Genomic DNA, 26,957 nt, shown 5'->3' on the forward strand with positions numbered 1-26,957 from the left:
TCTATTCTGTTGGTTAACGCGTCAACCACTTGGTCCAATCCAGTTGGAGGCATTGGTCTCCCGTGGTCGGCAACACGTCGCCAATCGATAATGTTGCCAGTTCCTGTCGGAATCGATCTTCGGCCTGAGCGAAGACGCTCAAGACGTTAGCGACCGGTCGCGTATCTTTGAAATCTTTCAAGTGGTACGTTTCCATGAAAGCATCCTTGTGTTCCAGGCCAAAAACCTTGGAAACCACCCCTGTGCTGTGCACAAAGGCCGTGGTGCCCTCGATGGCGTTGAAAACATCCAATAGGGTGATTTTCACGGGATCCTTAGTCAACACGATGCCACCATCGCGCCCGGAGACGGTCTTCACGATCCCGCCAGCGGCTAATTTTTGAACAATTTTCTTTAAATAACTCGTCGAAATATCCAAACGCTCTGCCACTAATCGACTATGTAGCGGAACTTTTCGGTCCTGAATGCCGAGCAAAGCCACGATGCACAGGGCCTGTTCTAAACTGGGTTTTGCCCTCACGATAGGTCTCCTTTCCCTTGCCTCTCTTAATTTTTAAACGAGATACATTATATCCCCTTTAGAGATTTTTTCAAGACTTTTGACGCAATAAATCAACCCATTGGCAATATATTTTTAGTGTAAACGGTTTCAAATTACCGTTATCACTATACTATAAATGACGAATGACAAAAACTATATTGACTCGGCCATTTCAACTTTCGCTCCCCCCAACATCCTACTAAGGCCACTTGGCACCAACTCGCCGGGCATGGATTTAATTTCTCAGGTTTTGCGGCTATATTTTCAATTACTTTCATAAAGTTATGTCAAAATGTAAATCAATAATTTATAAACGACCAACCCACAAAAAAAGGTCCTCAGCCACTGCCATTACCTGACAGTGGTCGAGGACCTTTCCATAAAGTGTTCTTTAATTATTCCAAGAAATCCTTCAACTGCTTACTCCGTGATGGGTGGCGCAGCTTCCGTAAGGCCTTGGCTTCGATCTGACGAATCCGTTCACGGGTTACCCCAAAGACCTTCCCGACTTCTTCCAAAGTCCGGGTCCGACCATCGTCCAAACCAAACCGCAACCGCAGCACGTTTTCTTCCCGGTCAGTCAGCGTGTCCAAGACACTTTCCAACTGTTCCTTCAGTAATTCGTAAGCGGCATGGTCGGCAGGACTCGTGGCGTCTTGGTCTTCGATGAAGTCACCCAAGTGAGAATCGTCCTCTTCACCAATTGGCGTTTCCAACGAAACAGGTTCTTGGGCAATCTTCAAGATTTCGCGAACCTTTTCCGTTGGCATGTCCATTTCGGCCCCAATTTCTTCGGGCGTTGGTTCCCGCCCTAAGTCTTGGAGCAGTTGGCGTTGAATCCGAATTAACTTGTTGATGGTTTCGACCATGTGCACGGGAATCCGAATGGTCCGTGCTTGGTCCGCAATCGCCCGCGTAATCGCCTGACGAATCCACCAAGTTGCGTACGTAGAGAACTTGAACCCCTTCCGGTAGTCGAACTTCTCGACGGCCTTCATCAGCCCCATGTTCCCTTCTTGGATCAGGTCTAGGAATTGCATCCCCCGACCCACGTAACGCTTGGCAATGGAAACCACCAACCGCAAGTTGGCTTCAGCCAGCTCTTGCTTGGCTTCTTCTTCGCCGTTTTCAATCCGTAAGGCTAAGGCGACTTCTTCATCGGCGGTTAACAGGTTAACCCGACCAATTTCCTTCAGGTACATCCGCACAGGGTCATTGATCTTAACCCCGGTGGTCGTGCCGGCGTCCTTTAATTCCTTCTTCGAAACGGCCTTTTGGGCTTTAACGGCCCGTGGGTCTGGCTCACCCTTAGCATCAACCACACTGATCCCAGCATCGGAAATCGTTTCAAGCAACTTATCCATCTGCTTAGCATCCAGCGTGTAAGGTGTTGCGACCTTGTCAGCCAGGTCATCGTAGGTGATGCTCCCAGCCTTTTTCGTATTCTTAATTAAAGCGCGCACCGTTTTGTTGTATGCCTTTTGATCAAACATTGGCTGATCCGTGGTCTTTTTTGCCATTAAAATACCCCCTAGATTAAACTTGCTTGTTCGCCTGCCGCTGGCGTTCCAATTGAACGATCTCAACGACGAGTTGCCGCTGGCGGTCGGCATCGCCTAGCCGTGAAGCCTCCGTCAGCTGATTCTTCTTCTGACGCAATTGCTCCTCGACCGGCGCTTCATCCATAATGACCGCTAAATAGTCATCGATCTCCCGCGGGGTTGCCGCCGCGGACATCGTTGTTGTGGTCTCCAAATCAATCACCAGCTGTTGCAGGCGGTCTTCTTGAATGAAGTCCGTAAACTGCGCGGTCTGATACACTTGATGGGTTTGAAAATAACCTTGGGCCAAGGTGTAAATAATCTGATAATCGTCGTGCACAAAGCTGAAATCGGCAATGCCGGTCAGCTTAGCCCACACATTGCGATCGTGCAAGCACCGATAGAGCAGGCTACGTTCCGCGCGCTCTAAGCGCGTTAACGGCCGTCGCTGTTGATACACGGTAACTGGTGACTCGTTGGCCGGTGCGGGCGGCGGTGTCGTGGGTCGTTGACGCTCTTGCTGGGCAGCGGAATCCCGCTGAACCTGCTTGAGTTGCGCCGTTAGCGCCGCCTTGTCAATCTGAAATTCGCTGGCGAGTTGGCCGAGATACATATCCAACTCAACGGGTTCGTTGACCTGCGCTAATAGCGGTAAGACTTGATTGACGTAGGCCAACCGCTCGCTATCCGTGTCCAGCGCCCGGTTACGACGCAAGAAGCGTAGTTGAAACCGTAAGGGCGGTTCCTTGGCCGATTCCAACATTTGCCGAAACACCTCGTCACCGTGAGCCTTGCGATACTCATCGGGGTCTTGCCCCTCGGGAAGCTGAATCACGTTGAGCTGCAGGTGACTGTGCGCCCCCAACAATCGCAGGGCACGGTCAATCGCCCGCTGACCGGGTTCATCACCATCATAACAGACATTGAGTTTATCCGTCGTCCGCTCGATCGCATAAATTTGCTCGGTCGTCAGGCTAGTTCCCATGGACGCAATACCATTCTTAACGCCCGCCTGGGTCGCCGAGATGACATCCATGTACCCCTCGAATAGCGTCACCTCACCGGCTTGCCGAATCGCTGGCCGAGCCAGGTCAAAGTTAAACAACAGCTTACTTTTATTAAATAATGTGGTTTCAGGGCTGTTTAAATACTTTGGCTGGTCATCAGCCTTGTGCAGAAGCCGCCCGGAAAAGGCCGCCACGTGCCCGCTAGCGTTGCGTAACGGAAACATTACCCGTTCGGTGAATCGATCGCGGAGATTGCCCTGCGCGTCTTCGATGAACAGACCCGACTGCCGTAAGAGTTGGTAGTCACTCTGCCGCTGTTCAAAGAACGGTTTTAACAAGCGCTGCCCCGGCGCGAAGCCCAACTGATAGGTCTCGATGGTCTCATCAGTTAGCCCCCGGTCGTGGAGATAATCCAACGCCGGCTGCCCCATCTCGGTATTCACCAGGATGTGGTGGTACAGCTTGGCCGCCTGTTCGTGCAGATCCAGAAGCTGGCCCGTCTTCGAGTCAACCGCTGGTCCCGCCGCGTCCTGCCGGTACTCGCTGTCCAGATCGACGTGGCTAAAGTCTGCCACCTTAACGACCGCTTCGGGAAACGTCACGTGCTCCAGCTCCATCAGGAACTTGAAGACGTTGCCGCCCCGTCCACAGCTAAAACAATGGAAGATCTGCTTATCTTCCGAAACGGAAAACGAGGGCGTCCGCTCCTCATGAAACGGACAGAGACCAAATAAATTTTTACCGGATTTCTTCAGTTGCACGTACTGGCCGACAACGTCCGCAATGTTTGTGGCCGTCCGAACCGTCTCAATCACGTCTTCGGGTATCTTCGCCAACCAATCACTCCCTTACGTGTTCCCGTTTGCCCACCATAGCCTTGAAAAGTCGCACCCCGGAAACCCGAAAAGTGCGACTTTTTAATTAGAATTCGTGCGCAAAAATACACTATACATGATACCACCTATGGGGGCATTGTCAACTTTTAAGGTTTAAGCTAATACCTTGTCTATTATAGCAAATTTACACGACTTTAGGGTAATCGCCGCTTGTTTGCTGGTTGACGCCCGAATGACGGGCATTTTGGCAGAAGCCATCGTTGATTCACCGACTCTGCGGCCTAAAATTCTCAGCAAGGCCGGTCCTATTGCCCGCAGTCATGGCCGTAAACAAAAAGCCAGCCCCATTCAGAGCTGACTTCTTGTTTGTGATTGACTCGCGTTATTTCACGATTAATTGGTCCAAGTCACCCAGCCCCAATGCGAGGTTGGCTAACTTGCTGAGTTCGGTCAGACGGTTGTTCCGGACGGCATCGTCCTTGGCCATGACCATCGTGGCTTCGAAGTAGGCCGCGATCGTTGGTTGGATGCCAGCCAGCGCCGTGTACAGGTCGTTTAAGCCCTTGTCAGCAGCGGTGGCAACCTTGGCAATGCCTTGGTCTAATGCGCCTTCACTGTCATTTTCAAACAGTTGGGCATCGACCGTCGCCGTTGCCAATTCGGCCGGCGCCTTCTGGGCCAACCGAATAACCCGCGTCAGGGATTCGATGACGGCCTTGAAGTTGGCGTCGTCAGCGTGACTCGCCAAGATATCGGCAGCGGTGAAGATCCGCAGAACATCGCTGCTGGTCCCGTTGGTCACGGCGTCGATGATATCGTGACGTTGCTTAGCGGAACGCAAGATCTTCCGGATCCGGTCCTTGATGAAGTCAACGACGGCTTGAATCTGACTGGCTTGGTCCAGATCAGGTGCCACGTTAGCGGTCGTCTCGGCAGCGATAAAGTCGCTAGCCAATTCGGCAACCGGTAACGTCCAGTTCTGATCCTTGACAATCCGCACGATCCCCGTGGCCTGACGCCGCAAAGCGTAAGGGTCATTGGACCCGCTAGGAATCATCCCGGCGGCGAAGAATGTTAAGATACTGTCGAACTTGTCGGCCAGGGCCAAAACGGCGCCGGGAACGGATTCAGGCAACGCCCCATCGGCAGAGATGGGTTCGTAATGTTCGCGAATGGCTTGCGCAACGGCTGGATCTTCGCCGTTGAGTAAGGCGTACTTTTCACCCATGACCCCTTGCAGTTCGGCAAACTCACCGACCATGCCGGTAACCAGGTCGAACTTGTAGATTTCACTGGCCCGAACGGCGGCCTTGGTCTGGGCATCGTTGAGATTCAGGTGCTTAGCCAAGACGTTGACGATGGCCGTGACTCGGTTCATCTTTTCTGCCATGGTACTAATCTTGTCGTGGAAGCTAACTGACTTGAGTCGGTCGACGTAATCGGCGATCGTCTTCTTCTGGTCTTCCGTGTAGAAGAACATAGCGTCTTCTAATCGGGCAGTCAGCACCTTTTCGTTTCCGGCCACCACGTTTTGCAGATCGTGGTCGGTGCCGTTCCGCACGGAGATGAAGACTGGCAATAACTTGCCGCTGGCATCCCGGGCGTAGAAGAAACGTTGGTGATCACGCATAGAGGTAATCAACACTTCATCGGGAATCGTCAGGTACTTCTCGTCGAAGCTCCCGGCAAAGGCAGTTGGCCATTCAACCAAGTTGTTGACTTCTTCCAACAGGCCGGCATCGACATCGACCGTCCAGTCGTTATCGGCGGCCAATTGATCGATTTGTTTCTTGATTAAGGCCTTACGCTTGTCTGCATCGGCAATCACGTATTGACTGGTGAGGTTTTCCTCGTAGTCCGCGGCCGTCGCCAACTCAATTTCTTTCCCCAAGAACCGGTGACCACGCGTGGTCCGGCCGGTCTTGACGTCCAGAATCGTGAACGGAATGACTTGATCGTCTAACAAGGCAACCAACCAGCGAATTGGTCGGATGTATTGGAAATGGTGGGTGCCCCACTTCATCATGGTCGGGAAGGTCATGGCCATGATGATGTCGCGCAATCCGGCTAAGACCGTAGCGACGGGTTCACCAGCGATGAACTTGTCGACGTAAACGTATTCTGTCCCCTTAATTTCTTTAAAGGTGATATCGTCGGGGGTTAGACCTTGCCCACGCGTAAACCCAATAGCGGCCTTAGTCCAGTTGCCATCGGCGTCTTGGGCAATCTTCTTTGCCGGACCTTTAACGGATTCGCTAATGTCTTCTTGCTTGTCAGCCAAACCACTGATTAAGAGGGCTAACCGGCGTGGCGTAGAGAACGGCTTGATTTCCGCATAGTCCACGCGTTGTTCCTTCAGGTAATCCGCCGTGCGCTTGACCAGTTGCTTAATCGCTGGCGTCACCACGTGGGCGGGCATTTCTTCCAAACCAATTTCCAGTAAAAATGTGTGTGCCATTATTTGGCCTCCTCATCAGCTAATAATTGTTCACGGAGTTTCTCGTCTTTGACCAACGGGAACCCACGCTTCTTCCGTTCGGCAACGAAGGCCCGAGCCACGGACCGCGCCATGTTCCGGATGCGTGAGAGGTAGCCGGCCCGTTCGGTAACGGAGACGGCGCCACGAGCGTCCAGCAGGTTAAAGGTGTGACTGCACTTTAAGATGTAGTCGTAGGCCGGGTGAACCAAGCCGTTCGCAATCTGCTTCTTGGCTTCGGCTTCGTATTCGTCGAAGTGCCGCAGCAACATGTCCTGATCGCTTTCTTCAAAGCTATACTTGGAGTGTTCGTATTCGGGTTCCTTGAAGATATCGCCGTACTTGACGCCATCGGCCCATTCCAGATCGAAGACGGAGTTGACGTCTTGCACGTAGGAAGCCAAACGTTCCAACCCGTAAGTCACTTCAGAGGTGACGGGATCAACTTCCATCCCCCCAACGACTTGGAAGTAGGTGAACTGGGTGATTTCCATCCCATCTAGCCAAACTTCCCAACCAACACCGGCACAACCCATGGATGGGTTCTCCCAGTTATCTTCCACGAACCGAATATCATGTTCCAACGGGTCGATGCCCAATTCCCGTAGACTGTTCAGGTAAAGTTCCTGAATGTTGTCGGGTGATGGCTTCATAATGACTTGGAATTGGTGGTGTTGGTACAACCGGTTAGGGTTCTCCCCGTAACGACCATCGGCTGGCCGGCGGGAAGGTTCAACGTAAGCGGCGTTCCAAGGTTCTGGACCAATTGCCCGTAAGAACGTGTAGGGACTCATGGTACCGGCCCCTTTTTCAGTATCGTAAGCTTGCATCAGCATACAGCCTTGTGCAGACCAATACTGTTGTAACTTTAAAATGATTGCTTGCATGGACAGTTTTTCTGTCATGGGTGCAGTTCCTCCTTGTATGGTTGCCAGGCGACAAAGTGCCAGCTGGTTGACCGATTAAAACAAATAAGCGCGCAAAAAAATCCCTACGAGAATTCACCGAGGCAAATTCACGTAGGGACGAATTTTTATTTTCGCGGTTCCACCCTACTTCTAGTCAGCGACTAGCAGCTTACTTGGAAACGACTCCGAATGTGCCAACTCACACCGCCCTGGATTCGGCTTTCACTCTCCCGAACTCGCTAAACCAGTGACACCGTGACTCTCATTCATCATAATCGACTTATTTAACTGTGTTTTATGATAGCTGTCTGGGGCGGGGTTGTCAATGGGATTTAGACAGATTAACAGCGGAGCGTGCTAACGAACTGACTGATTACTCCATATAATCATATCGATTTTCTTACGTTGGCCACATTTTCAAGAAAACTTACGGCCTCTTTGCTGGCACTATTTTACCGGTACTTACTAGCAACAACCAGTATAGAACTCGTAAGCCCACACGTCTCTGGACTTGGCCATCGAACAGTCGGTTCAGCGTAGCAGCCAGACCCGGATTACCGGAATACGTTGCGGTTGCCTTTGTGAAGGGAATGCAGAGCACATCATCAGAATGCTGCGCCTCCTTCCTGAGCTCTATAGATATTTGTTCAAGTGGTCCAAACGCACGTTCGATCGTTGCGACGGCCTTGTTCAAGTCCACATTTCCGTACATATCATCACCTCCATGGCCTTTATTATAACTCCACTCGAAAAAAATCGCAAATTTTACTGTCCTAAATGCGCATATAGCCCTAAAATGTAATCATCCAGCTTGATGGTATCTAGAAAGCATCAAAAAGGACGACAGCCCGCGCCATCGTCCTTCCATACTTTCATTCACTTAAGCTTGCGACTCAGGTCCCGACTCGCCCGGTGGCATCGTCATCCGCGCCGACCAAGACTGCATCTGATCCAAGAACCGCTTGCTCTTAGGGTGCACGCCAATCTGGCTATCGTAGATTTCATCCATCAATTGCCGGAGGGCGTGTTCCGTCTGCGGTTTCACGTTGATGGTGTGGAGCTTATCCAAGTCCAACACCGAGAACTGCCGCAGATAGTAGATTGTCCGCTGATTCAAGTGTAACCGCCGCGGGTCTAGCTGCCAGTGCTGCTGACACAACAGCCCCCCATAGCTTTCCGAGTAATCAAACGGCAGATCGTTTCGGCCACAGACCGCGCACCCCTGCAACTGCGGGGCCACCCCAAAGGCAGGCATCAACTGAATCTCCATGATATTGGTCACGATAGCGGCGTTGACCCCGTCATCGATTAATGTCAGGGCACGCTGCACGCGATGATACCAGTCCGGCAGCGGTTGGCTGTCTGGAAAGGCCACGTCAACTAGACTCATAATGTAGGTTGCATAAGCGTTCTTAAAGATATCGGCACTGATATTTTGAAACTGACTGGTCTCACGTGCCGTTCGAATATAGGACAACCCGTCATCGGCAATGTCGCCGACGTAGCTCCCAACCGTAAACGGCAGAATATCCGCCACCATCTTGAAGCCCTTTTTCTTGGCGCCCCGCACCAAAAACATTTTCTTGCCGAACTCCGCCGTTAAGAATTTAATCAAGAAGTCGCGCTCGGCATAGTCCCGCCGAAACAAGAGGATGCCGTGAAAATCCGTCACGTTACGTGCCACCGTCATCCCCGCTTTCTTTCAGTCTAAAGATCGTCCTTGCGATAGCCGTAGCTCTTCAACAAGGTAGCTTTGTCGCGCCAGTTCGGTTGAACCTTGACCCACAGCTGGAGGTAAACTTTACTGCCCAGCAAGTGTTCAATATCGCGACGGGCCATGGTTCCAATCTTCTTAAGCATACTGCCACCCTTACCAATCATGATGCCCTTTTGGGTGGGTCGTTCAACAATAATCGTGGCCTCGATATGGACATGGTCCTCGTCCTTTTGTTTCATACTTTCGATTTCAACCGCCACGGAATGAGGCACTTCCTCACGCGTCAGCATGAAGATCTTTTCCCGAATTAGTTCGCTAACCACGAAACGTTCGGGGTGGTCGGTCACTTGATCTTCGGGATAGTACTGCGGACCATGCGGCATTTCATCGACCAGGGCCGTCAAGAACTCATCGACGTTATTACCCTCCAACGCAGAGATTGGGTAGACCGCCTTCCACGGTAGTGCCGTCTTGTATTGATCCATGACGGATAGCAGGTCGTCGGGATGAATCTGATCAATCTTATTGATTAACAGATAGACAGGGGCCTTGATGCCCTTCAACCGGTCGATGATAAAGTTATCCCCGGCCCCCCGCTTCTCAGCGGCATTGATCATGAACAGTACGGCATCGACTTCGTTTAGCGCCGACATCGCCGATTGCACCATGTAGTCGCCCAGCTTACTCTTGGGCTTGTGGACCCCCGGCGTATCGATAAAGACAATCTGTGCTTCATCGGTGGTGTAGATCCCCTGAATCTTATTCCGCGTGGTCTGCGCCGTATCCGACATGATGGCAATCTTCTGGCCAATCACCCGGTTCAAAAACGTTGATTTTCCCACATTGGGCCGGCCAACGATGGCCACAAAACCTGATTTATAATTTGGATTATCCATATTTTCCTCCACTTAGAACCAGCGACTTAACGCCGGTAGCATGACTAACGCACCCACGATGACCGCGAAGATGGCGGCCAGAAGCACACCTCCCGCCGCCACGTCCTTGGCCCGTTTGGCAAGATCATGATAGGTCGTCCCCACCACAAGGTCAACCACGGCCTCGACAATCGTATTGAGCGTCTCGGCAATCAACACCAAAAAGATGGCCAGCACCAGCCACAACCATTCATTGAGCGTTAACCGTAGAATGACCCCTACAATCACCGCCAGTGTCCCGACGGCCAGGTGTTTTCTAAAGTTCCGTTCGTAGTGAAAGAGTGCTCGTAGGCCATCCCACGCGTGACCCAACGACTGCACAAAGGCCCGGTTTTTGCCGGTCTGTTTTTTATCGCTTGAGGCCATAAGCATCTAAGATGTCGGCTTGCAGTTTGAACATGACCTTCTCGTCTTCTGGCTTCATGTGGTCATAGCCGTTCAAGTGCAAGAAGCCGTGGACCACGAGAAAACCCAATTCCCGTTCGTAGGAATGGCCCAGGTACTCCGCCTGTTCTTCCACCTTATCCATGGAAACGAAGATGTCGCCAATATTTTCTGGAATCTCGGCAGCCATCTCTTCGTCCATGACGAGGGGGAAATCATCGTCGGCCGTCTCGTCATCTTCGATCGCAAAGCTGATGACATCGGTGGCCCGGTCAACGCCACGGTATTGCTTGTTAATCTGATGAATATCTTCGTTGTTCATCAGGGTCACGGACATTTCGGTATTCTCGGCTAGTTCTAAATACTTGCCGGCATACTCCAAAACGTCTTTAATCATGTCCACGTGCTTGGCTGGAACGCCATCTTTAGTCTTATCGTAAATCTCTAAATCCATTATTTATTAGCTCCATTTGGTTTAGTATCGTTGGCTTCGTAAGCATTGATGATGCTGGCCACAACGGGGTTCCGCACGACATCATCGGCGTTAAAGGTCACAAAATTAATGTGGGCCACATTCTGCAAGATGTGTTGGGCCTGAATCAGCCCGGACTTGGCATTGTGTGGCAAATCGATCTGCGAGATGTCCCCGTTGACGATCATCTTGGAGCCGAAGCCCAGCCGCGTCAGGAACATCTTCATCTGCATATTGGTCGTGTTCTGCGCTTCATCCAAGATGACAAAGGCCGATTCCAGCGTCCGCCCCCGCATGTAGGCCAGCGGCGCAATTTCGATGACGCCCCGATCCATCAAGCGGGTGGTATGTTCCGCCCCTAAAATAGCGTACAAGGCATCATAGATGGGCCGCAGGTACGGGTCAACCTTTTCCTTTAAGTCACCGGGTAAGAAACCGAGACTCTCGCCGGCTTCCACGGCTGGCCGCGTAATGATTAACTTCTCGACATCCCCGTGCTTGAGCGCGGCGACGGCCATGACGACCGCCAGAAAAGTCTTCCCGGTCCCGGCCGGTCCAATCCCAAAGGTAATGTCATTGTGCTTGATCGCGTCGATATACTGCCGCTGACCAAAGTTTTTGACCCGCACAGCACGCCCCTTAGCGTCCTTAATTAACGTTTCCGTATAGAAGTCCTTGAAGTACGTCAGGGTGCCCTTACCCGCCATCTTCATGGCACTGATGACATCGGCACTGTTGAGCTTGATGCCCTTGGCCAAAAGATCACTCATGTTTCGTAAAATAGCCAACGTTTGGTCGACTGCATCCGCAGCGCCGGAAACTTTGATTGAATTACCAAAGGGCTTAATGGTGACTTGTAAGCCCTCTTCCAGGATGGTGACAAACTGGTCCTGGGCACCCAGTAAAGCAACCTCATCTTCGGGCCGCGCCAAGATATATTCTTTTTCAATCGCTGTATTTTCAGTCAAATACGGTGGCTCCTTTGTGTTTAAATTAGTCGCTAAGCGGAGATAAGGCGCTGATACAGCAGCCTCAACTATGTTCTGTCTGGTAATTAAGCCGACAGTCTCCCCCTTAGCGAGTATCAATAGTCAAATTTTAGCATACTGCCGGGGATTGTAAAAGGATTCGGCGCGAAATCCGGGCAATTAAGGTAATCGGCCGGTTTTCGCCACTAAATACGCCGCCAAATCCATGGCGTTTCCCGCTTAACCAGTCGACGTGCCGTTTAAAAAACGGGAAACTGGCGAATCCGCCGCGTTTCCCGTCCACTCTCTACTTGTTCAATTGGGCCTTAACCGTCTTGTTGACGATAGCACCGTCGGCCTTGCCCTTAACTTGGGGCATCACGACACCCATAACCTTACCGAAGTCACCCATACCGCTAGCGGAAACCTTGGCGATGCTGTCCGCCACGATCTTAGCGATTTCGTCTTCGCTCAGTTGCTTAGGCGCATACTTTTCGACGATGGCGATTTCCGCCTTGACGCCTTCGACCAAGTCGTCACGGTTGCCCTTGGCGAATTCTGCCATGGATTCCTTGCGTTGCTTCAATTCACGCGATACAATTGTCAATTCTTCGTCGGCAGTTAAATCGTGGCCCTGCTTGACCTTTTCGTTGGTCAGCGCGGTCTTCATCATCCGGATAACGTTCAGGGAAAGCTTGTCATGGGCCTTCATGGCCGTCTTTAAATCAGTGTTGAGTTGGGTTTCTAAACTCATTTCATTTCCTCCTAAAAAACATGGTTATTTATTAGTCTACACCTAATTGAAAGAAACGTCAGCTGAAGTTGCCCGTTTATCGCCAACACTGGGTAGATGTTCTGGTAAAAAATAAGGGTCCGTGACCTAAACATTGTCTTTCCCGGCAGAATGCGCTAATCTAGCAGTAATTCAACCAGTTATGGAAGGAGAGCTTTACCATGCCAGACATGCGTGCCATTGGTTTTACCAAGAATCTACCCATTGAGAATGAAAACAGTTTATTGACCTTCTTCGAACCTCGGCCGACACCGACCGGCCACGACCTGCTCGTAAGCGTCGCGGCCACTTCAGTGAATCCCGTCGATACTAGTGTTCGGCGCGGAACGGTCGGCACTCTAGCGACACCCAAGGTTATCGGTTGGGACGCCTACGGGACAGTAACGGCCGTGGGCGCTGACGTCAGCCTCTTTCGTCCCGGTGATCAGGTCTTCTACGCCGGATCGTTTAAACGCCCGGGAGCGGACAGCGAATACCAGCTGGTCGACGAACGCATCGTGGGGCACGCCCCTACCACGCTTAGTCCGGCCGAGATTGCCGCAATGCCGTTGACCGCACTGACCGCCTGGGAGGCCCTCTTCGAGCAGCTTCCCATCTCCCTTACGGACACGGCAGCCAATCGTGGCAAGACCATCCTGATTATCAATGGTGCCGGGGGCGTAGGGTCCACAGCGACCCAGCTCGCCCACCTCGCCGGGTTAACCGTCATCGCCACGGCGTCGCGACCCGAGACGATTGCCTGGACCAAGGCTCACGGCGCGGATGTGGTCGCCAATCATCGTCAAAATCTGGTCGACGAGGTTCACGCGCTGGGCTACCCAACCGTGGACTATATCCTCGAGTTAAGCAATCTCAATCAGCATTGGGATGAAATCGTCGCCTTGATTAAGCCCAGCGGCCACATCGTCTCCATCACGGGCAACGACCACCCAATTGATTTGCGAGCGCTTAAACAAAAACGCGCGACCTTTGCCTGGGAGTGGATGTACACCAAGTCCTTCTTCGAGACGCCCGATATGATTAGCCAACACGAAATTCTTGAGAATGTCCGGGAACTACTAGGGTCTGTTCCTAAACATTGATTTCTGGTATACTCCATCAAAAACGGATTGGAGTACATCATGACTATACCAAAGCGCTATGAACTAACTGACGAACAGTGGAACCGCATTGAACCAATGTTTCCAGCCTATCGTACCGGTCGACCAGCCACCATTGATAACCGAACGGCTTTCAATGGTATTCTCTGGCTGATGCGAAGCGGAGCGGCATGGCGTGACGTTCCCGAGCGCTACGGTCACTGGAAGGCAATTTACAGCCGATTTCAACGTTGGTCAAATTCCGGTCTGTTTCTAAAAATGTTTGAAGAACTTTCTCAAGATCCAGACATGGAGAACATCAGCTTAGATTCAACCAGTATTCGGGTTCATCAAAAAGCTACCGGTGCTAAAAAAACGCAGTCAATGCAGAGTTCAACCAATTCATAGGACGAAGCCGAGGTGGCCTTACCACCAAGGTTCATGCGTTAGTAGATGGACTGGGCAACCCACTAAAATTCTTGCTTTCAGGTGGTCAGGTACACGATAGTATTGCGGCACCTGAACTACTTGAAACTGTTGATTTGACTAACGTAAACGTGATTGCGGATAAAGCATATGGTGCCGAAAAGCTAAGAGACCAAATTACATCAGCCCATGGGACCTATACCATTCCGCCAAAAGAGAATGCCAAAGATCCTTGGGACTGTGATTATTTCACCTACTGTGAACGTCACCTGATTGAAGACTTTTTTAATCAAATGAAGAACTTTAGACGCTTCGCAACACGCTACGATAAGCTAGCTACCAGCTTCTTGTCCACCATATACATCTGCGCCATCATGATTCTATTGAAATAGTTTGAGAACAGGCCCTAGACAACGGTCAACTAAAGTCCACAATGACCAAGACCTTCTCGCCGATTAACGCCGCCAATCTGCGGGCCGCTCACACACTGGTCGAGGCGAACCGGATGATTGGGAAGGTTGTTTTAACGAATTAACCGAATTTACAACAAACAGATACAAAAAACCGCCGACCCATTCAGGTCAGCGGCTTTTGTGTTAAATTGCAAAAAGAGCTTAGTAACGCTTCTTCTTGGCTTTACGCTTACGCGCAGCTTCTGATTTTAACTTTTTCTTCACACTTGGTTTTTCGTAAAATTCACGTTTACGGTATTCTTGTAAAGTACCGCTACGGGAAACCGTACGTTTGAAGCGCCGAAGAGCGTCGTCAAAAGACTCGTTTTTGCGAACGACTGTCTTTGCCATATAAAATTCCCTCCCTCCGAGCACAAGTAATAACGCCGGTTAGCTTTTGACCACCGGCGTAACGGTTCTTAACTATTATACATAATCATCCAAACGGCGTCAACAACGCAAGTAAAGAAAATTTGAACCGTTTTATCAGCGGGGGTAAACTAAGGGTAATTACTCATAAAATATGTCAGAGGAGTTGCTCGCTATGCCGCAGATTACGATCTTTATTATTTCCGATTCTTCCGGGGAAACCGCGTTAACCGTGGCCCAGACCGCCGTTTCGCAGTTTCCGACCGTGCAAGCCAGCTATCAACGTTTCCCCTTTATTCAAACGGACTCAATTCTCGATGGTATTCTAAACTTAGCGAAAAAACAACGCGCGATGATCTTCCATACGTTGGTTAACGCCACGCTGAGCAAAAAAGTTCGCGAGTTTGCGACCGCTAACCAGCTACAACAGTTCGACTGCATCCAACCCGCCATGGGCGTCATGCAGCGGGCCACGGGGCTCACCCCCAAGGGCGTCCCCGGACTGGTCCATAACTTAAATGATACCTACTTCGATCGGATTGCCGCCATGGAATTCGCCGTGACCTACGACGATGGCAAGGACCCGACCGGTTTATTGAAGGCGGACATCGTGATTCTCGGCGTGTCTCGGACCTCCAAGACCCCGCTCTCGCTCTTTCTAGCCAATCGGAATCTCCGGGTCGCTAACCTTCCTCTGGGCCCCACCACGCAGCTTCCCGATGAGTTGTGGCAAGTCGACCCCAAGCGAATCTTTGGTCTCACCAACAAGCCCGAAGCGCTCCGCAAGATTCGGCAGGAACGGATGATTTCTTACGGTCTCCCCGCCGATAGCGCTTACTCCGATACCCAAAAGATCAGTGAGGAGCTGGACTATGCGCAGAAGATTTACAAGAAGATTGGCTGTCTGGTGATTGACGTCTCCAACAAGTCGATTGAAGAAACGGCTACGCTAATCATGGAAAGCGTCGATTACGACTTGATTCCCCATTCTCTGACGGATTAAGCCCGATACGGGGCGTTAAAAAATTGAATTTAAAAATCAGGAACCCCGTCACGGGATTCCTGATTTTTTTATTAGCCTAAAGGTTGAAAGTTTGCGAGCACGCTCCAGTCCCCAGCTGACAAGATCTATCGCTATTAAACTAATCGGTGAAATCGCTGGCGTGGCAACGCTTGGCCAGCTTAATTGGATACGCCTCATGTAGCCGTGAGTGAGTCAAATTTGGTCTCAGCCGTGGGATTTTCCAAGTGTTCTACCTTGGAAAATGGCGTCTTTGAGACGCGGGTTGACGGCTCAAAGCGAGGGAAAAGACCGCTCCTCAGGCTTTTCCCGATCCTTCCCACAGCGATCCAGACCAAATTTGGCGAACGGTAAGGCGGCCAGTACGCGACTAGCATATTATAGTGGATGGTGTCCTTGTCACACTACGGATTCTAGCTGTTTTATAGCTTTCAACCTTTAGTTATTAGCGTATTTATCGGTTCTGCTAGCGGTCCAAATAGGCATCCACTGGGTTGTCCGCCAAGACATCGGCTTCCAAATTCGGGTTGAACCGTTGGTGTTTGAGCATGGCCACCTCGTAGCCGTGCGGGTTAACCCCATGCTTGCGGTCAGGCCCAATCACCGGCGTCTCCATGATCTTCGGCACCGTGGTGAGTTGGGGATGATGGGCCACGTAATTCAACACGTCAAAGCCCAGCGTTCCCAGCCCAATGTTGGTGTGCCGGTCCTTGTGACTGCCCTGCGGATTCTTCGAATCATTCAGGTGAACGACCTTGAGCTTGTCCACCCCAATCACGTGGTCAAATTCATTCAGTACGCCGTCGAAGTCCGTGCCAATGGCGTAACCGGCATCACTGGTATGACAGGTATCGAAGCAGACCGATAGCCGGTCGTTGGCCGCGGTTGCCGACATGATGGCCGCCAACTCCTCAAAGGTCCGTCCGACCTCAGTGCCCTTACCGGCCATCGTCTCCAGTGCAATCTGCACGGGTTCATCGGCCGCCGCCAAGATTTCGTCGAGACCCTTGGCAATCTGGGCAATGGCGGCATCCACCCCGGCGCCCACGTGTGCGCCGGGGTGGAGCACAATCTGCGTAGCGCCCAAGGCCGCGGCGCGTTTTACTTCGGCCGTTAAAAACTCAACGGCAAAGGCGTAGTTCTGCGGCTTCATGGTATTACCCAGATTCACCACGTACGGCGCGTGAATGACCACCGCTCGTTGATCGTGGTCGGCCATAAACTGCCGGCCAGCCGGAATGTTAAGCTCGTCAATCGGCTTACGACGGGTATTTTGCGGCGCACCCGTATAAATCATGAAGACATTTTCACCATACTGGGCCGCCTCTTTTGCCGATCCCAGCAGCATTTCCTTACCCTTCATGCTGACGTGTGAACCTATCAAGAATTCTGCCATGCTACTCATCCTTTCCGCTGATAATCAAGCGGGCCACGCGTTGACTCGCCGTACCGTCTTCCCAAGAACAGAACTTCTGGTAAAATGCCGCCTGTTGCTGGCGATAGGCGGGAAAGCCCCCCTGCCGTTGCCATTCATCCAATTGCTGATAGAAGGCCGTGGCGGTGGTGACCAGCGGCCCCGGAATTTCTTTTTGATAGTCGAAATAAAAGCCGCGCAATTGATCCCGGTAGTGTGCTAAATCGTAAGCAAAGAACAACTGCGGCCGTTTGAGATTGGCGAAATCAAACATCACCGAAGAGTAGTCGGTGATCAACAGGTCACTCACCAGGTATAGCTCAGCGATATCCGTATCGGCCAAAACCGTCACCCGGTCCTCGTAGCCGCGGATGTCCACAGCGTCCTTGACCAGATAGTGCGGCCGAATAATCAGGTGGGTGCCGACCGGGACGTGCTGGAAGAACTCGCCCAAGTCAAAGGGTAGATCAAACCGATAGACGCCGGGTCGAACCGCCATGTCGTCTCGCCAGGTCGGCGCGTAGGTCACGACGGGCCCGGTTACCTGACCCAACAACCGTTGGCGTAATGCGTCAATCCGTTCGGGCCGATCGTCCGTGTATAGGACGTCATTGCGGGGGTAACCAATCGTCAGGAAGTGCCCCCGGTAGCCAAAGGCTCGTTTGAAAATATCACGAGAATACTGGTTCGGGGCAATCAGATAGTCCCAACGTGAAGAAGCCGTCACGAATTGTTGGTGGTAATCGGCCGTACTGGTCCCGGGAATCGCAACGTGCTCGATATCGGCACCTAACTTCTTCAGCGGCGTGCCGTGCCAGGTCTGGATGGTACGCGTTCGCCGGTTAGGCCGCCACCAGTTTGGTAGCCGAGAATTGAGAACCCAGTACTGCGCTCTGGCCATCAGCCAGACCCACTTGGGCGTGAACCGCTTCACCAAGCGAATCTCCGGATACCGTGCCTTTAGAGCCGCATACGTTCGCGGTTTGACACTAAAGTAGGCCGTCTCCCGGTAGCGCGGGTCCGCCGCCACTAACGCGCGGTAGATAGCCGCCGGGTTATCGTTGACGTCCTTTCCGTTAAAACTTTCAAACATCACTAGTCGCCGTTTGATGGGTAAACAAATAAGCCCATCGTTCAACACGATGAGCCCATAGCGAGCAACTAGCTTCAATGACTGCGTGATTTTGCGTAAACCGTTCGCCATTTGAGGTTGCTCCTTTCAATTAGATTAAATCAACAAAGCGTGACCGGAACTTGTAGTGCAAGTGAGAACCCACCAGCAGTAAGAAGAACACGAACAGCCAGAATTCTAACGTCAACATCGGCTTGTCCCAGAACCAGCCAGTTCCCAGGAAGGATTCCCGGAAGCCCGCCACGATGTAGTAGTACGGGTTCAATTCGAGTAAGTGAATGAACGGTGTTGGGAACGACGGCGTCACGAAATTAAACAGCACCCCGGACACGTAGAATAACATCCGCATCACGGATTGTAAGAGAATGTGGTAGTCTCGCACCAGCACACTGATACAGGAGTTGAAGATCCCGAGAGCCACTAACAGGCAAATCATCGCAAAGAAGTAGTAGATCCACTGGAACCAAGCGACCTTCGGGTAAACCCCGTTCAACAAGCCGATGAAGATGGTGAAAACCATCATGGTCCAGAAGGAACTCAGATTGCTGACGATCTTAATCGTCGGCAATGCGGAGACAGGAAACTTCATCTTCGCTACCATGTTGACCCGTTGGTAGATACTCTTGGAGCCATCCAACGTGGCCCGGTTCATGAAGAACCACGGTGAGATCCCGATGACCATCCAAGGCAGGTAGCCCACCCCACTAATCGGTTGGCCGTGCTTCAGACCGACACCGAAGACGAGCCAGTAGATCCCAATTTGAATCAAGGGATATAAGTACTCCCACATTAAACCTAAGTAATGACTCTGATAACTTGCTTGATCCTCGTAGCGCGAAATCCGAAAAATAATTCCGACACTCGAGATTTGTTCTTTGAATAAGGTCATGACCTCTTTCAAGGCACTGCACTCCTTTAAATTTTAATCGCTGATGCTTACTTCGCGAGTAGCGCCGCATAGCGGGCCACAACGCGTTGGGTTGCCGCACCATCGTTGGCGGAATTCCACCGTTGGTTAAACTGCGTCAGATCGGTCGGCGCATCGGCCTGAATGGCCGCCGCCAACTGGGCCGTCGTCTTAATGATTGGCCCCGGCAACCAGTCCTCCAGATCCGGCTGAACTCCCGGATCACGCCGGTAGTCGTCCAGATCGAACAGGAAGAACAAGAGGCTGTGCGCATTGGGCACCAGACTGTAGTCAAACGCCACGGAGGAATAGTCCGTAATGACCGTCTCCGCCACGTTCAACAGGTCGGTGGTGCTGAGTGACTCGGTCACGACGACCTGCTGGCCCAGCTGCGCCTGAAGCGTCTGAGCACCGTCTTTCAAGGCTGGATGCACCTTGACCACGACTTTAGCGGTCGGATCGGCCGTTAACGCCGCTGCCAGACCGGTCGGCGGAGTGAAGGTCACGCCCTCACGATAGGTCGGCGCGTACAGAATCACCCGGTGACCGATCAATTCGGGCGCCGCTTCGGCTACCGCCTCACGCGAGAGCCGCTGCCATTCGGGATCACGATACCGGTCCGAGCGAGGATACCCTAGCACCTGCATGCGGTCCACTGGCACCCGATAACTCCGCGCAAAGACTTCCGCCATGGCCGGTGACCCGACGACGTATTCATCAAAGTGGTCATATACCGCCTGGAACCGTCGCTGGTCACTAGCCGAGCGCTGCGCCGTGGTGGGATCGTCCCACCCGAAGCGCTTAATGGCCCCCGCCGCATGCCAGACCTGCACGATCCGCATGCGCCGCGGATGCCGCAAGCCACCCAAAAACGCATAATAGTTGTCGCAGAACAGCACCCGAGCCTGCATAATCACCGGAATCCCCGTGAAGACAAACTCAAGATTGTCGCGAAATGGCCGCACATCAATTCCGGACCGCGCTAAACGTTGCGCCGCCCGTTCCTGTTGCGGTCGGTAAAACACGACTAACGGTTGTTCAACCGGTGACGCTTGAGCCAACGCGCGAATAAACGCCAGATTGTCTCCAAAACTCATCAGGTAGACAAAGCGGTGTTGACCGCGCCAACCACTCACTCCCGACATCAGCCGGATTAACCATAAATAAATATCTTTCACGCTATCACCAATATCACTTATTTTCGCTGTCCATAACACCGAGAATTATACCACATCTCCGTCACGAACCTAGAGAAATTTAATAACCTTTAAGAAATGACCGGAAATTTCGCTGTCCTTGGACTGATTTCGACCGTTTAGAAAAAAATTCTCCAAATCATGCAACAAAATGGCCCGATTTTACATTAGTAATAAGTAGAGGGACCATTTCGCCCAAACAAATACAGCGATGGGGTCACCCTCACCGCTGCACGTCTTACCATTTCGGCTCATAGAAGTGTCCCAATACCTTAATCGTATCCGAGATGCTCACGAATGCGTGCGGATCGGATTCTTCCATGGCAACTTCCAGTTCATCCATTTCATAACGCGTAATCACCGTAAACAGAATCGTCTTCTCATCGTGGCGATAGGCACCTTCAGCGCCGTGGACGATGGTAATCCCGCGCCGCATGTGGTTCTGAATGCTATCAATCACCGTCTTGGGCCGGTCGGTAATGACCATGACCTGCATCCGTTGTTGGCGGGTAAACGTCATGTCGATGACCTTGGCGTTCACGAACAGACCCAACGCGGAATACAGGGCATACGGCCAGCCGTAGACGAAGCCGGCACTAATAACAATCAGGCTGTTAAAGGCAATGTTGATGGTCCCCATGCTACGGCCGGTCTTCCGCCGCAACACGATGCCAATGATATCCAGTCCCCCAGTGGAGATGCCGTTTTTCAGGGCAAAACCGGTCCCGAAACCGTTGACCGCGCCCCCAAAGATTGCACAGATAATGGGATCACTGGTCAGATGGACGGGTTGAATGACCCGAATCATGACGGACGCGAACAGGACACAGATAAACGTAAAAACGGTAAAAGACTTGCCAATTTGCTTCCAGGCCAAGACAAACATCGGAATGTTAATCAGAAATAACCCCAGGGCTGTTGTGATGTGAAATGCACCCAGTCCCGCCGTTAAACTGTTAACCAACTGCGCCAACCCGGTCACACCGGAGGAATAAATATGCCCCGGCGTCCAGAAAAAGTTCACCGCAATCGACACCAAGACGCCGTAAAAGAACGCTACGGAGAATTTCGCCGTATAGGTATGCCGTTTCAACAACTGCTGCACATCATCCATGATTTAAACCCCAACCTCGCTTACTTTCTTTTGCCGTATTTCATACTATGCTCGGCTTAGTATAGCATTTATCCCGGTTGACGGCCACGGCAATGCGTATCTTTTAGCGACTTCTAATGATTCTGCCAGTGCTGGTCGATGAAGGCAGCACGTCCCCCGGCCTCTTCTTCCTCGAATCGAGCCGACTGCTTCTTATAGAATTGCTGATGACGTTCCTCGGCCACGAAGAAGGGCTGAACCACCTGAATCCGCGTCACAATCGGCTTGTCGAACTGTTCGCGAGCCTGCAATGCCGCCTTGGAAGCCGCCGCAGTGGCCGCCTGCGCCGCACTATTGACGAAGATGACGGGCCGATAGTTGGACCCGCGATCCTGAAATTGGCCGGCATCATCGGTCGGATCGGTTTGTTGCCAATATAACGTAACTAACTGGTCATACGTCACCACACTAGGATCGAACCAGATTTTAACCGCTTCGGTGTGTCCCGTCGTCTGACTTTTGACCTGTTCGTAGGTCGGATCAGTGACGGTCCCGCCGGTGTACCCGGACAGCACCTTCACGATGCCAGGAAAGGTGTCAAAGGGCTTAACCATGCACCAAAAACACCCACCGGCAAATGTTGCTGTTTCAATTTGTTGACTCATATCAATCACTCCATTTTCTAATATTTCCATTGAACGCCTTTTAGCAGATAACGTCAAGGAACCTACTGGTAACTATTAGGATTTATGATAAAAACTGAAGGTTGAAAGCTAGAAAGCAGCTAGAATCTGTAGTATGACAAGGATACCGTCCATGATAATAGGCTAGTCGCATACTGGCCGCCTTACCGTTGACTGGCAACGTATTTGTGGGTAATCAAAAAACGCCGACTGCAGCTACAGTCGACGTTTAATGAGACGCATCTTAATCTTGGTCGGTTTCTTCTTTTTTGGCAATCAAGAGGTCTAGGTCAAGCAATTGCTTGTCCGCCACCGTACTTGGCGCCTCGGTCATTGGTTCCGTGGCCTTCGAGTTCTTTGGGAAGGCAATCACGTCACGAATGTTGTCGCGCTTAGCCAACAAGCGGGCAAAACGATCCAACCCGATGGCCAGACCACCATGAGGCGGGAACCCGTAGTCTAAGGCTTTCAGGAGGAAGCCAAATTGCTTTTCGGCCCGTTCCGGCGTAAAGCCTAAGGCCTTCAACATCTTCATCTGTAACTCGCGGGTGTGAATCCGGATAGAGCCCCCACCGAGTTCCAGACCGTTGAGGATGATGTCGTAACTTTGTGCGTAGGCCTTGTGTGGGTCTTCGCCGTCGTTTAAGTAGTGGGCGTCCCCTTCGGCCGGCATCGTGAATGGATGATGCGCTGGGACCCAGCGTTCCAAGTCAACATCGTAGTCGAACAGTGGCCAGTTGACGATCCAGAGGAAGGCCCACTTGTTCTCGTCGATCATGTCTTGTTCCTTGGCAATGGCTACCCGCAGGTAACCCAACGTTTGGGCAACGACCCGCTTGGAGTCAGCGGCAAATAACAATAGGTCGCCACTCTTGGCACCGGTAGCGGCCGTAATCTGGTCGAACCAGTCGCCTTCCTTGAAGAACTTGGCGATTGGGCCGCTGAAGCCATCATCGGTGACCTTCATCCAGGCTAAGCCCTTGGCCCCGAAACGTTCGATGTACTGACCATACTTGTCGATGTCCTTACGGCTGTACTTATCGGCTCCACCAGGAACGGCGATAGCCTTGACTTGACCACCGTTGGCAACGGCGCCGGAGAAGACCTTGAAGTCGGTGTTGGCCATGATAGTCGACAGGTCCTTTAATTCCATGCCGAAGCGGACATCCGGTTGGTCAGTCCCAAAGCGCGCCATGGAATCGTCCCAGTCCATCCGTTCGAATGGTAACTTCACGTCAACGTTCAAGGTATCCTTCATGACCTTGGCAATCAGACCTTCAGTCAGGTCTTGGATTTCTTCGGCCGTCAGGAAGGACGTTTCCAAGTCGATCTGCGTGAATTCAGGTTGCCGGTCGCCCCGCAAGTCTTCGTCACGGAAGCAACGAGCGATTTGGTAGTACCGATCGAAGCCAGAACCCATCAACAATTGCTTGAACAGTTGTGGGGATTGTGGCAAGGCGTAGAAATGGCCGGGGTAGATCCGTGAAGGAACCAAGTAATCCCGGGCCCCTTCAGGCGTGGACTTGGTCAAGTCCGGCGTTTCGATGTCGATGAAGCCGTTCTTATCGAAGTAGCTGTGCACGGATTGGACGATCCGGTTACGCAGCATCAAGGATTTTTGCATTTCTGGCCGGCGTAGGTCCAGGTACCGGTATTGAAGCCGCAGGTCATCGGAAGCGTTGACGCCATCCTTGATTTCAAACGGCAATTCCTTGGACTTGTTCAACAGGTTGATGCCGGTAACCCGTACTTCAACCTTCCCAGTACGCATGTCTGGGTTGATTTCCTTAGGTGCCCGAGCAACGACTTTACCTTGAACTTCAATGACGTATTCGCTCCGTAATTGGTCGGCAACGGCCAAGGCGTCTTCGCCGTATTCTTCACTGAAGACCAATTGAACGATACCTTCACGATCGCGAAGATCAATGAAAATTAAGCTCCCGAGGTCCCGGCGCTTTTGCACCCAGCCTTTTAACACAACGGTTTGGTCGAGGTACTGTTCATCGACTAAGCCGGCATACGTGGTACGTTTCAAATTCTTTTCCATGCTTATCCCCTCTTATTTTGCCGCAAACTTAGTGTTCACAACGTTTTGGAAATCTTGGTAGACGTCAGCTAAAGGTACGCTAACTTCTTCGCCGGATTCCATGGATTTTAAATTAGCCGTTTGGTTGGCTAACTCTTGGTCACCAATAGTTAAGGTGTACTTGGCTGCTAACCGGTTGGCCGTCTTGAATTGGGCCTTCGGTTTGCGGGCCAGATAGTCGCGATCGGCGGTCAAACCGGCGTGCCGAATGGCCTGAACCAGCTTGAGCGTCTCTAACGACGTATCATCGCCGATCCCCACGACGTAAACGTCCAGCGGGTGATCGTTTGGAATCGCAACCTTTTCGGCCTGCATCAGTAAGACCAGGCGTTCAACACCGAGGCCAAACCCAACACCGGGCATTTCCGGACCGCCAAGTTCCTTGACCAAGCCGTTGTACCGGCCACCGGCCAAGACGGTCGTGTAACCTTCACCTAAGGCTGGTGAGTCAGCCATGATTTCAAAGATGGTATGGTTGTAGTAGTCCAAGCCCCGCACCATCGTGGCATCGACGTCGTAGGCAATGCCCAACGCATCGAGGCTCGCCTTCACCCGGTCAAAGTGTGCCGTGGCATCCGGCGTCAGGAAGTCCAGGATGGATGGCGCATCGGCCACGATTTCTTGGTCGTGCTTATCCTTACTGTCCAAGACTCGCAATGGATTCTTGTGCAACCGGACCTTGGAGTCATCGCTCAACTCGTCAAAGTGTGGTTCCAGAAAGTCGATCAGTGCTTGGCGGTAATTGTCGCGGGTTTCCTTGTCACCCAGGGTGTTTAAGGCCAACCGCAAGTGGGTCAACCCCAACTTACTCAGCAGATTCATCCCCAGCGCAATGACTTCCACGTCCAATTCCGGCGCGTCACTCCCGAAGGCTTCGACCCCGATTTGGTGGAATTGCCGTTGCCGACCGGACTGTGGCCGTTCGTAACGGAACATGGGGCCCATGTAGTAGACCTTGTAAGGCTTGTTGGTTTCTGGTCCGTAAAGCTTGTTTTCGACGAAGGCCCGAACCACACCGGCCGTCCCCTCAGGACGTAGGGATAAATGCCGATCCCCCTTGTCCTTGAAGTCGTACATTTCTTTGGTCACGATATCCGAGGTATCCCCGGAAGTCCGTGAGAAGACTTCGAAGTTTTCGAACATTGGTGTCCGGATCTCTTCGAAGCGATAGTTAGCAAACAACTGGCGCGCGGTGGCTTCAACGAATTGCCAGGTCTGTGACTCGCCTGGTAAGATGTCGGCCGTTCCCTTTGGTCGTTGATAACGCATGAGCATTCTCCCTTTCTACGCCCGCAACGAACCTTCGTGGATGGATTCCTCAGAGCATAAAAAACGCCCCTGTCAATTGACAAGGGCGCAGGTATGCACGGTACCACCTTTTTAAAGTTCTCTGCAGGATAACGTTGCAAACGAATGACGCAAGCGCCATTAGCCTCAGAAGTGTCTTCAGGGTCACACCACTAACCGCTCCCAGCAACGCGGTCTCTCTTCAAGCAGGCTTTTCCTTACTATTCTTCCTCATAGGCAATCTATTTTATTCTTCCTAAGCTTACTGAACCTGTTGTGAAAAGTCAAGGCGTCGCTCATAAATCTTAAAGGTGTTGAAAACCTTTCGTGGTATAATTGACTCTAATTTGATGAAGGAGTATTCAGCATGCATTTTAAACCACGCAACTGGCCGGGTATCGTGACCGCGCTAGTGATTCTCTTGATTGCCGGGGGGCTGTTAATCAGCTTTACCCGCAATAATTCCGTCACCGCCACCGTTAGCAATCTCAATCTCCGTAACGGTCCCGGCCTTACCTATAAAGTCACGCACAAGGTCAAGCCGAACAGTCGCCTGACCATCCTGGGCGAAAAGAGCAACTGGTACCACGTTCGCGATAGCCAGAACCATTTCGGCTGGGTCGCCAGTTGGTTGGTTGATCATCCGGGTAGCCTCAAAAAAGTCACCAGTCTGTCGGAAGCCACGGTCGTCTTGGACCCCGGCCACGGTGGAAGTGATTCTGGTGCCCTGTCGATTGACCAGAAACATGACGAGAAGACCTACACGCTCGCCATGGCTAAGCAAGTCGCCAAGCAGTTACGGGCCCGGGGCACCCACGTCATCATGACCCGCGACAGCGACAAGACGGTCAGCCTCGCTGATCGGCCGGCCCTCGCCAATACGAACCAGGCCAGCGCCTTTATCAGCTTTCACTTTGACTCTTCGCCGACGAACAACCTGGCTTCCGGCACTACGACCTACTACTATCACCGAGGGACTTCCTACCGGTTGGCCGAAGACATCAACGATGAAATGAGCGGCCTTGGCCTGACCAATCGCGGCATCAAATACGGAAACTTCGAAGTCATTCGGGACAACAGTCGGCCCGCACTTCTCTTGGAGATGGGCTATATTAATACGAAAAAAGATTTCAAATCCATTAGCAGTCCGCAATACCAAAAGCAGGTGGCCACCCGAGTCGTTAAGGGTCTGAGCGCCTACTTCAGTTCACAATCCTAATCTATAGAAAGAAGA

At 52.0% G+C, this 26,957-nt stretch carries 23 protein-coding genes and 2 pseudogenes; 5 read left to right on the forward strand and 20 right to left on the reverse strand.

Annotation, left to right across the window (positions count from 1 at the left end):
* Positions 1 to 13: 13 nt before the first annotated feature.
* The 11 genes from KB236_04025 to KB236_04075 all read right to left on the reverse strand — a co-directional run bounded on the left by KB236_04025 (position 14) and on the right by KB236_04075 (position 12,539).
* Positions 14 to 520 carry an Rrf2 family transcriptional regulator gene (locus KB236_04025; protein UIF29909.1) on the reverse strand — a complete coding sequence of 169 codons (507 nt, stop codon included), beginning with the start codon at positions 518 to 520 and terminating at the stop codon, positions 14 to 16.
* A gap of 416 nt (positions 521 to 936) precedes the next feature.
* Positions 937 to 2,061 (reverse strand): RNA polymerase sigma factor RpoD, encoded by a 1,125-nt coding sequence (rpoD, locus tag KB236_04030; protein UIF29910.1) that lies wholly within the window; start codon positions 2,059 to 2,061, stop codon positions 937 to 939.
* A gap of 16 nt (positions 2,062 to 2,077) precedes the next feature.
* Positions 2,078 to 3,925 carry a DNA primase gene (dnaG, locus tag KB236_04035; protein ID UIF29911.1) on the reverse strand — a complete coding sequence of 616 codons (1,848 nt, stop codon included), beginning with the start codon at positions 3,923 to 3,925 and terminating at the stop codon, positions 2,078 to 2,080.
* Positions 3,926 to 4,307: 382 nt separating this feature from the next.
* Positions 4,308 to 6,383, reverse strand: coding sequence for a glycine--tRNA ligase subunit beta (gene glyS / locus KB236_04040; GenBank protein ID UIF29912.1), 2,076 nt, complete (start codon positions 6,381 to 6,383; stop codon positions 4,308 to 4,310).
* Entirely contained in the window at positions 6,383 to 7,306 is a 924-nt protein-coding gene (glyQ, locus tag KB236_04045; GenBank protein UIF29913.1) for a glycine--tRNA ligase subunit alpha, read from the reverse strand. Before glyQ ends, glyS begins: the two co-directional genes overlap by 1 nt.
* An 883-nt stretch (positions 7,307 to 8,189) precedes the next feature.
* Positions 8,190 to 8,999, reverse strand: coding sequence for a DNA repair protein RecO (recO, locus tag KB236_04050; protein UIF29914.1), 810 nt, complete (start codon positions 8,997 to 8,999; stop codon positions 8,190 to 8,192).
* Positions 9,000 to 9,016: 17 nt separating this feature from the next.
* A complete protein-coding gene (gene era / locus KB236_04055) occupies positions 9,017 to 9,922 on the reverse strand; it encodes a GTPase Era (protein UIF29915.1) in 906 nt (301 codons plus the stop codon).
* A gap of 12 nt (positions 9,923 to 9,934) precedes the next feature.
* Positions 9,935 to 10,333, reverse strand: a complete 399-nt coding sequence (locus KB236_04060; protein UIF29916.1) for a diacylglycerol kinase family protein — start codon at positions 10,331 to 10,333, stop codon at positions 9,935 to 9,937.
* On the reverse strand, positions 10,311 to 10,799 hold the full coding sequence (gene ybeY, locus KB236_04065) for an rRNA maturation RNase YbeY (GenBank protein ID UIF29917.1): 489 nt from the start codon (positions 10,797 to 10,799) through the stop codon (positions 10,311 to 10,313). The genes KB236_04060 and ybeY overlap by 23 nt, the downstream gene beginning before the upstream one ends.
* Positions 10,799 to 11,785, reverse strand: coding sequence for a PhoH family protein (locus tag KB236_04070; protein ID UIF29918.1), 987 nt, complete (start codon positions 11,783 to 11,785; stop codon positions 10,799 to 10,801). The genes ybeY and KB236_04070 overlap by 1 nt, the downstream gene beginning before the upstream one ends.
* A gap of 307 nt (positions 11,786 to 12,092) precedes the next feature.
* Complete coding sequence (locus KB236_04075; protein ID UIF29919.1) at positions 12,093 to 12,539, reverse strand: GatB/YqeY domain-containing protein; 447 nt, start codon at positions 12,537 to 12,539, stop codon at positions 12,093 to 12,095.
* Positions 12,540 to 12,748: 209 nt separating this feature from the next.
* On the opposite strand from KB236_04075, the gene KB236_04080 reads away from it, so the two are divergent.
* From KB236_04080 to KB236_04090, 3 genes and pseudogenes are all read left to right on the forward strand, one after another.
* Positions 12,749 to 13,660 (forward strand): zinc-binding alcohol dehydrogenase family protein, encoded by a 912-nt coding sequence (locus tag KB236_04080; protein ID UIF30284.1) that lies wholly within the window; start codon positions 12,749 to 12,751, stop codon positions 13,658 to 13,660.
* Positions 13,661 to 13,699: 39 nt separating this feature from the next.
* Positions 13,700 to 14,475, forward strand: a pseudogene (locus tag KB236_04085) (IS5 family transposase).
* Positions 14,448 to 14,618, forward strand: a pseudogene (locus tag KB236_04090) (oxidoreductase). The pseudogenes KB236_04085 and KB236_04090 overlap by 28 nt, the downstream one beginning before the upstream one ends.
* A gap of 79 nt (positions 14,619 to 14,697) precedes the next feature.
* On the opposite strand, the gene rpsU reads toward KB236_04090, so the two are convergent.
* The gene (gene rpsU, locus KB236_04095; protein ID UIF29920.1) at positions 14,698 to 14,886 is read right to left on the reverse strand and encodes a 30S ribosomal protein S21; all 189 of its coding nucleotides are present in this window, start codon (positions 14,884 to 14,886) and stop codon (positions 14,698 to 14,700) included.
* 193 nt (positions 14,887 to 15,079) lie between these two features.
* Between rpsU and KB236_04100 the strand changes: the two genes are divergently transcribed.
* On the forward strand, positions 15,080 to 15,907 hold the full coding sequence (locus KB236_04100; GenBank protein UIF29921.1) for a kinase/pyrophosphorylase: 828 nt from the start codon (positions 15,080 to 15,082) through the stop codon (positions 15,905 to 15,907).
* Positions 15,908 to 16,391: 484 nt separating this feature from the next.
* On the opposite strand, the gene KB236_04105 is transcribed toward KB236_04100, so the two are convergent.
* The 8 genes from KB236_04105 to hisS form a co-directional block, all read right to left on the reverse strand.
* Entirely contained in the window at positions 16,392 to 17,321 is a 930-nt protein-coding gene (locus KB236_04105; protein ID UIF29922.1) for a deoxyribonuclease IV, read from the reverse strand.
* Between the two features lies 1 nt (position 17,322).
* Positions 17,323 to 18,543 carry a CDP-glycerol glycerophosphotransferase family protein gene (locus KB236_04110; GenBank protein UIF29923.1) on the reverse strand — a complete coding sequence of 407 codons (1,221 nt, stop codon included), beginning with the start codon at positions 18,541 to 18,543 and terminating at the stop codon, positions 17,323 to 17,325.
* Between the two features lie 19 nt (positions 18,544 to 18,562).
* Positions 18,563 to 19,372, reverse strand: coding sequence for an ABC transporter permease (locus KB236_04115; protein ID UIF29924.1), 810 nt, complete (start codon positions 19,370 to 19,372; stop codon positions 18,563 to 18,565).
* Positions 19,373 to 19,407: 35 nt separating this feature from the next.
* A complete protein-coding gene (locus KB236_04120) occupies positions 19,408 to 20,523 on the reverse strand; it encodes a CDP-glycerol glycerophosphotransferase family protein (protein UIF30285.1) in 1,116 nt (371 codons plus the stop codon).
* A gap of 289 nt (positions 20,524 to 20,812) precedes the next feature.
* A complete protein-coding gene (locus KB236_04125; GenBank protein UIF29925.1) occupies positions 20,813 to 21,688 on the reverse strand; it encodes a YitT family protein in 876 nt (291 codons plus the stop codon).
* A gap of 113 nt (positions 21,689 to 21,801) precedes the next feature.
* A complete protein-coding gene (msrA, locus tag KB236_04130; GenBank protein ID UIF29926.1) occupies positions 21,802 to 22,332 on the reverse strand; it encodes a peptide-methionine (S)-S-oxide reductase MsrA in 531 nt (176 codons plus the stop codon).
* A gap of 262 nt (positions 22,333 to 22,594) precedes the next feature.
* On the reverse strand, positions 22,595 to 24,385 hold the full coding sequence (gene aspS / locus KB236_04135) for an aspartate--tRNA ligase (protein UIF30286.1): 1,791 nt from the start codon (positions 24,383 to 24,385) through the stop codon (positions 22,595 to 22,597).
* A 24-nt stretch (positions 24,386 to 24,409) separates the two neighbouring features.
* Positions 24,410 to 25,705: a histidine--tRNA ligase gene (gene hisS, locus KB236_04140; GenBank protein UIF29927.1), complete on the reverse strand. Its 1,296-nt coding sequence runs from the start codon at positions 25,703 to 25,705 to the stop codon at positions 24,410 to 24,412.
* 385 nt (positions 25,706 to 26,090) lie between these two features.
* On the opposite strand from hisS, the gene KB236_04145 reads away from it, so the two are divergent.
* Positions 26,091 to 26,942: an N-acetylmuramoyl-L-alanine amidase gene (locus KB236_04145; protein UIF29928.1), complete on the forward strand. Its 852-nt coding sequence runs from the start codon at positions 26,091 to 26,093 to the stop codon at positions 26,940 to 26,942.
* Positions 26,943 to 26,957 lie beyond the last annotated feature (15 nt).

The organism is Levilactobacillus brevis, assembly GCA_021383565.1.
In the GTDB taxonomy this organism is placed as follows: Bacteria; Bacillota; Bacilli; order Lactobacillales; family Lactobacillaceae; genus Levilactobacillus; species Levilactobacillus brevis_B.

Coding starts and splice junctions, on each gene's coding strand:
- KB236_04075 (UIF29919.1), bottom strand. CDS start 12,539: ATGAGTTTAGAAACCCAACTCAACACTGATTTAAAGACGGCCATGAAG.
- KB236_04080 (UIF30284.1), top strand. CDS start 12,749: ATGCGTGCCATTGGTTTTACCAAGAATCTACCCATTGAGAATGAAAAC.
- msrA (UIF29926.1), bottom strand. CDS start 22,332: ATGAGTCAACAAATTGAAACAGCAACATTTGCCGGTGGGTGTTTTTGG.
- ybeY (UIF29917.1), bottom strand. CDS start 10,799: ATGGATTTAGAGATTTACGATAAGACTAAAGATGGCGTTCCAGCCAAG.
- KB236_04145 (UIF29928.1), top strand. CDS start 26,091: ATGCATTTTAAACCACGCAACTGGCCGGGTATCGTGACCGCGCTAGTG.
- rpoD (UIF29910.1), bottom strand. CDS start 2,061: ATGGCAAAAAAGACCACGGATCAGCCAATGTTTGATCAAAAGGCATAC.
- KB236_04100 (UIF29921.1), top strand. CDS start 15,080: ATGCCGCAGATTACGATCTTTATTATTTCCGATTCTTCCGGGGAAACC.
- glyQ (UIF29913.1), bottom strand. CDS start 7,306: ATGACAGAAAAACTGTCCATGCAAGCAATCATTTTAAAGTTACAACAG.
- KB236_04125 (UIF29925.1), bottom strand. CDS start 21,688: ATGGATGATGTGCAGCAGTTGTTGAAACGGCATACCTATACGGCGAAA.
- KB236_04105 (UIF29922.1), bottom strand. CDS start 17,321: ATGGCAGAATTCTTGATAGGTTCACACGTCAGCATGAAGGGTAAGGAA.
- era (UIF29915.1), bottom strand. CDS start 9,922: ATGGATAATCCAAATTATAAATCAGGTTTTGTGGCCATCGTTGGCCGG.
- KB236_04120 (UIF30285.1), bottom strand. CDS start 20,523: ATGTCGGGAGTGAGTGGTTGGCGCGGTCAACACCGCTTTGTCTACCTG.
- KB236_04060 (UIF29916.1), bottom strand. CDS start 10,333: ATGCTTATGGCCTCAAGCGATAAAAAACAGACCGGCAAAAACCGGGCC.
- recO (UIF29914.1), bottom strand. CDS start 8,999: ATGACGGTGGCACGTAACGTGACGGATTTTCACGGCATCCTCTTGTTT.
- glyS (UIF29912.1), bottom strand. CDS start 6,383: ATGGCACACACATTTTTACTGGAAATTGGTTTGGAAGAAATGCCCGCC.
- KB236_04110 (UIF29923.1), bottom strand. CDS start 18,543: ATGGCGAACGGTTTACGCAAAATCACGCAGTCATTGAAGCTAGTTGCT.
- hisS (UIF29927.1), bottom strand. CDS start 25,705: ATGCGTTATCAACGACCAAAGGGAACGGCCGACATCTTACCAGGCGAG.
- rpsU (UIF29920.1), bottom strand. CDS start 14,886: ATGGCAAAGACAGTCGTTCGCAAAAACGAGTCTTTTGACGACGCTCTT.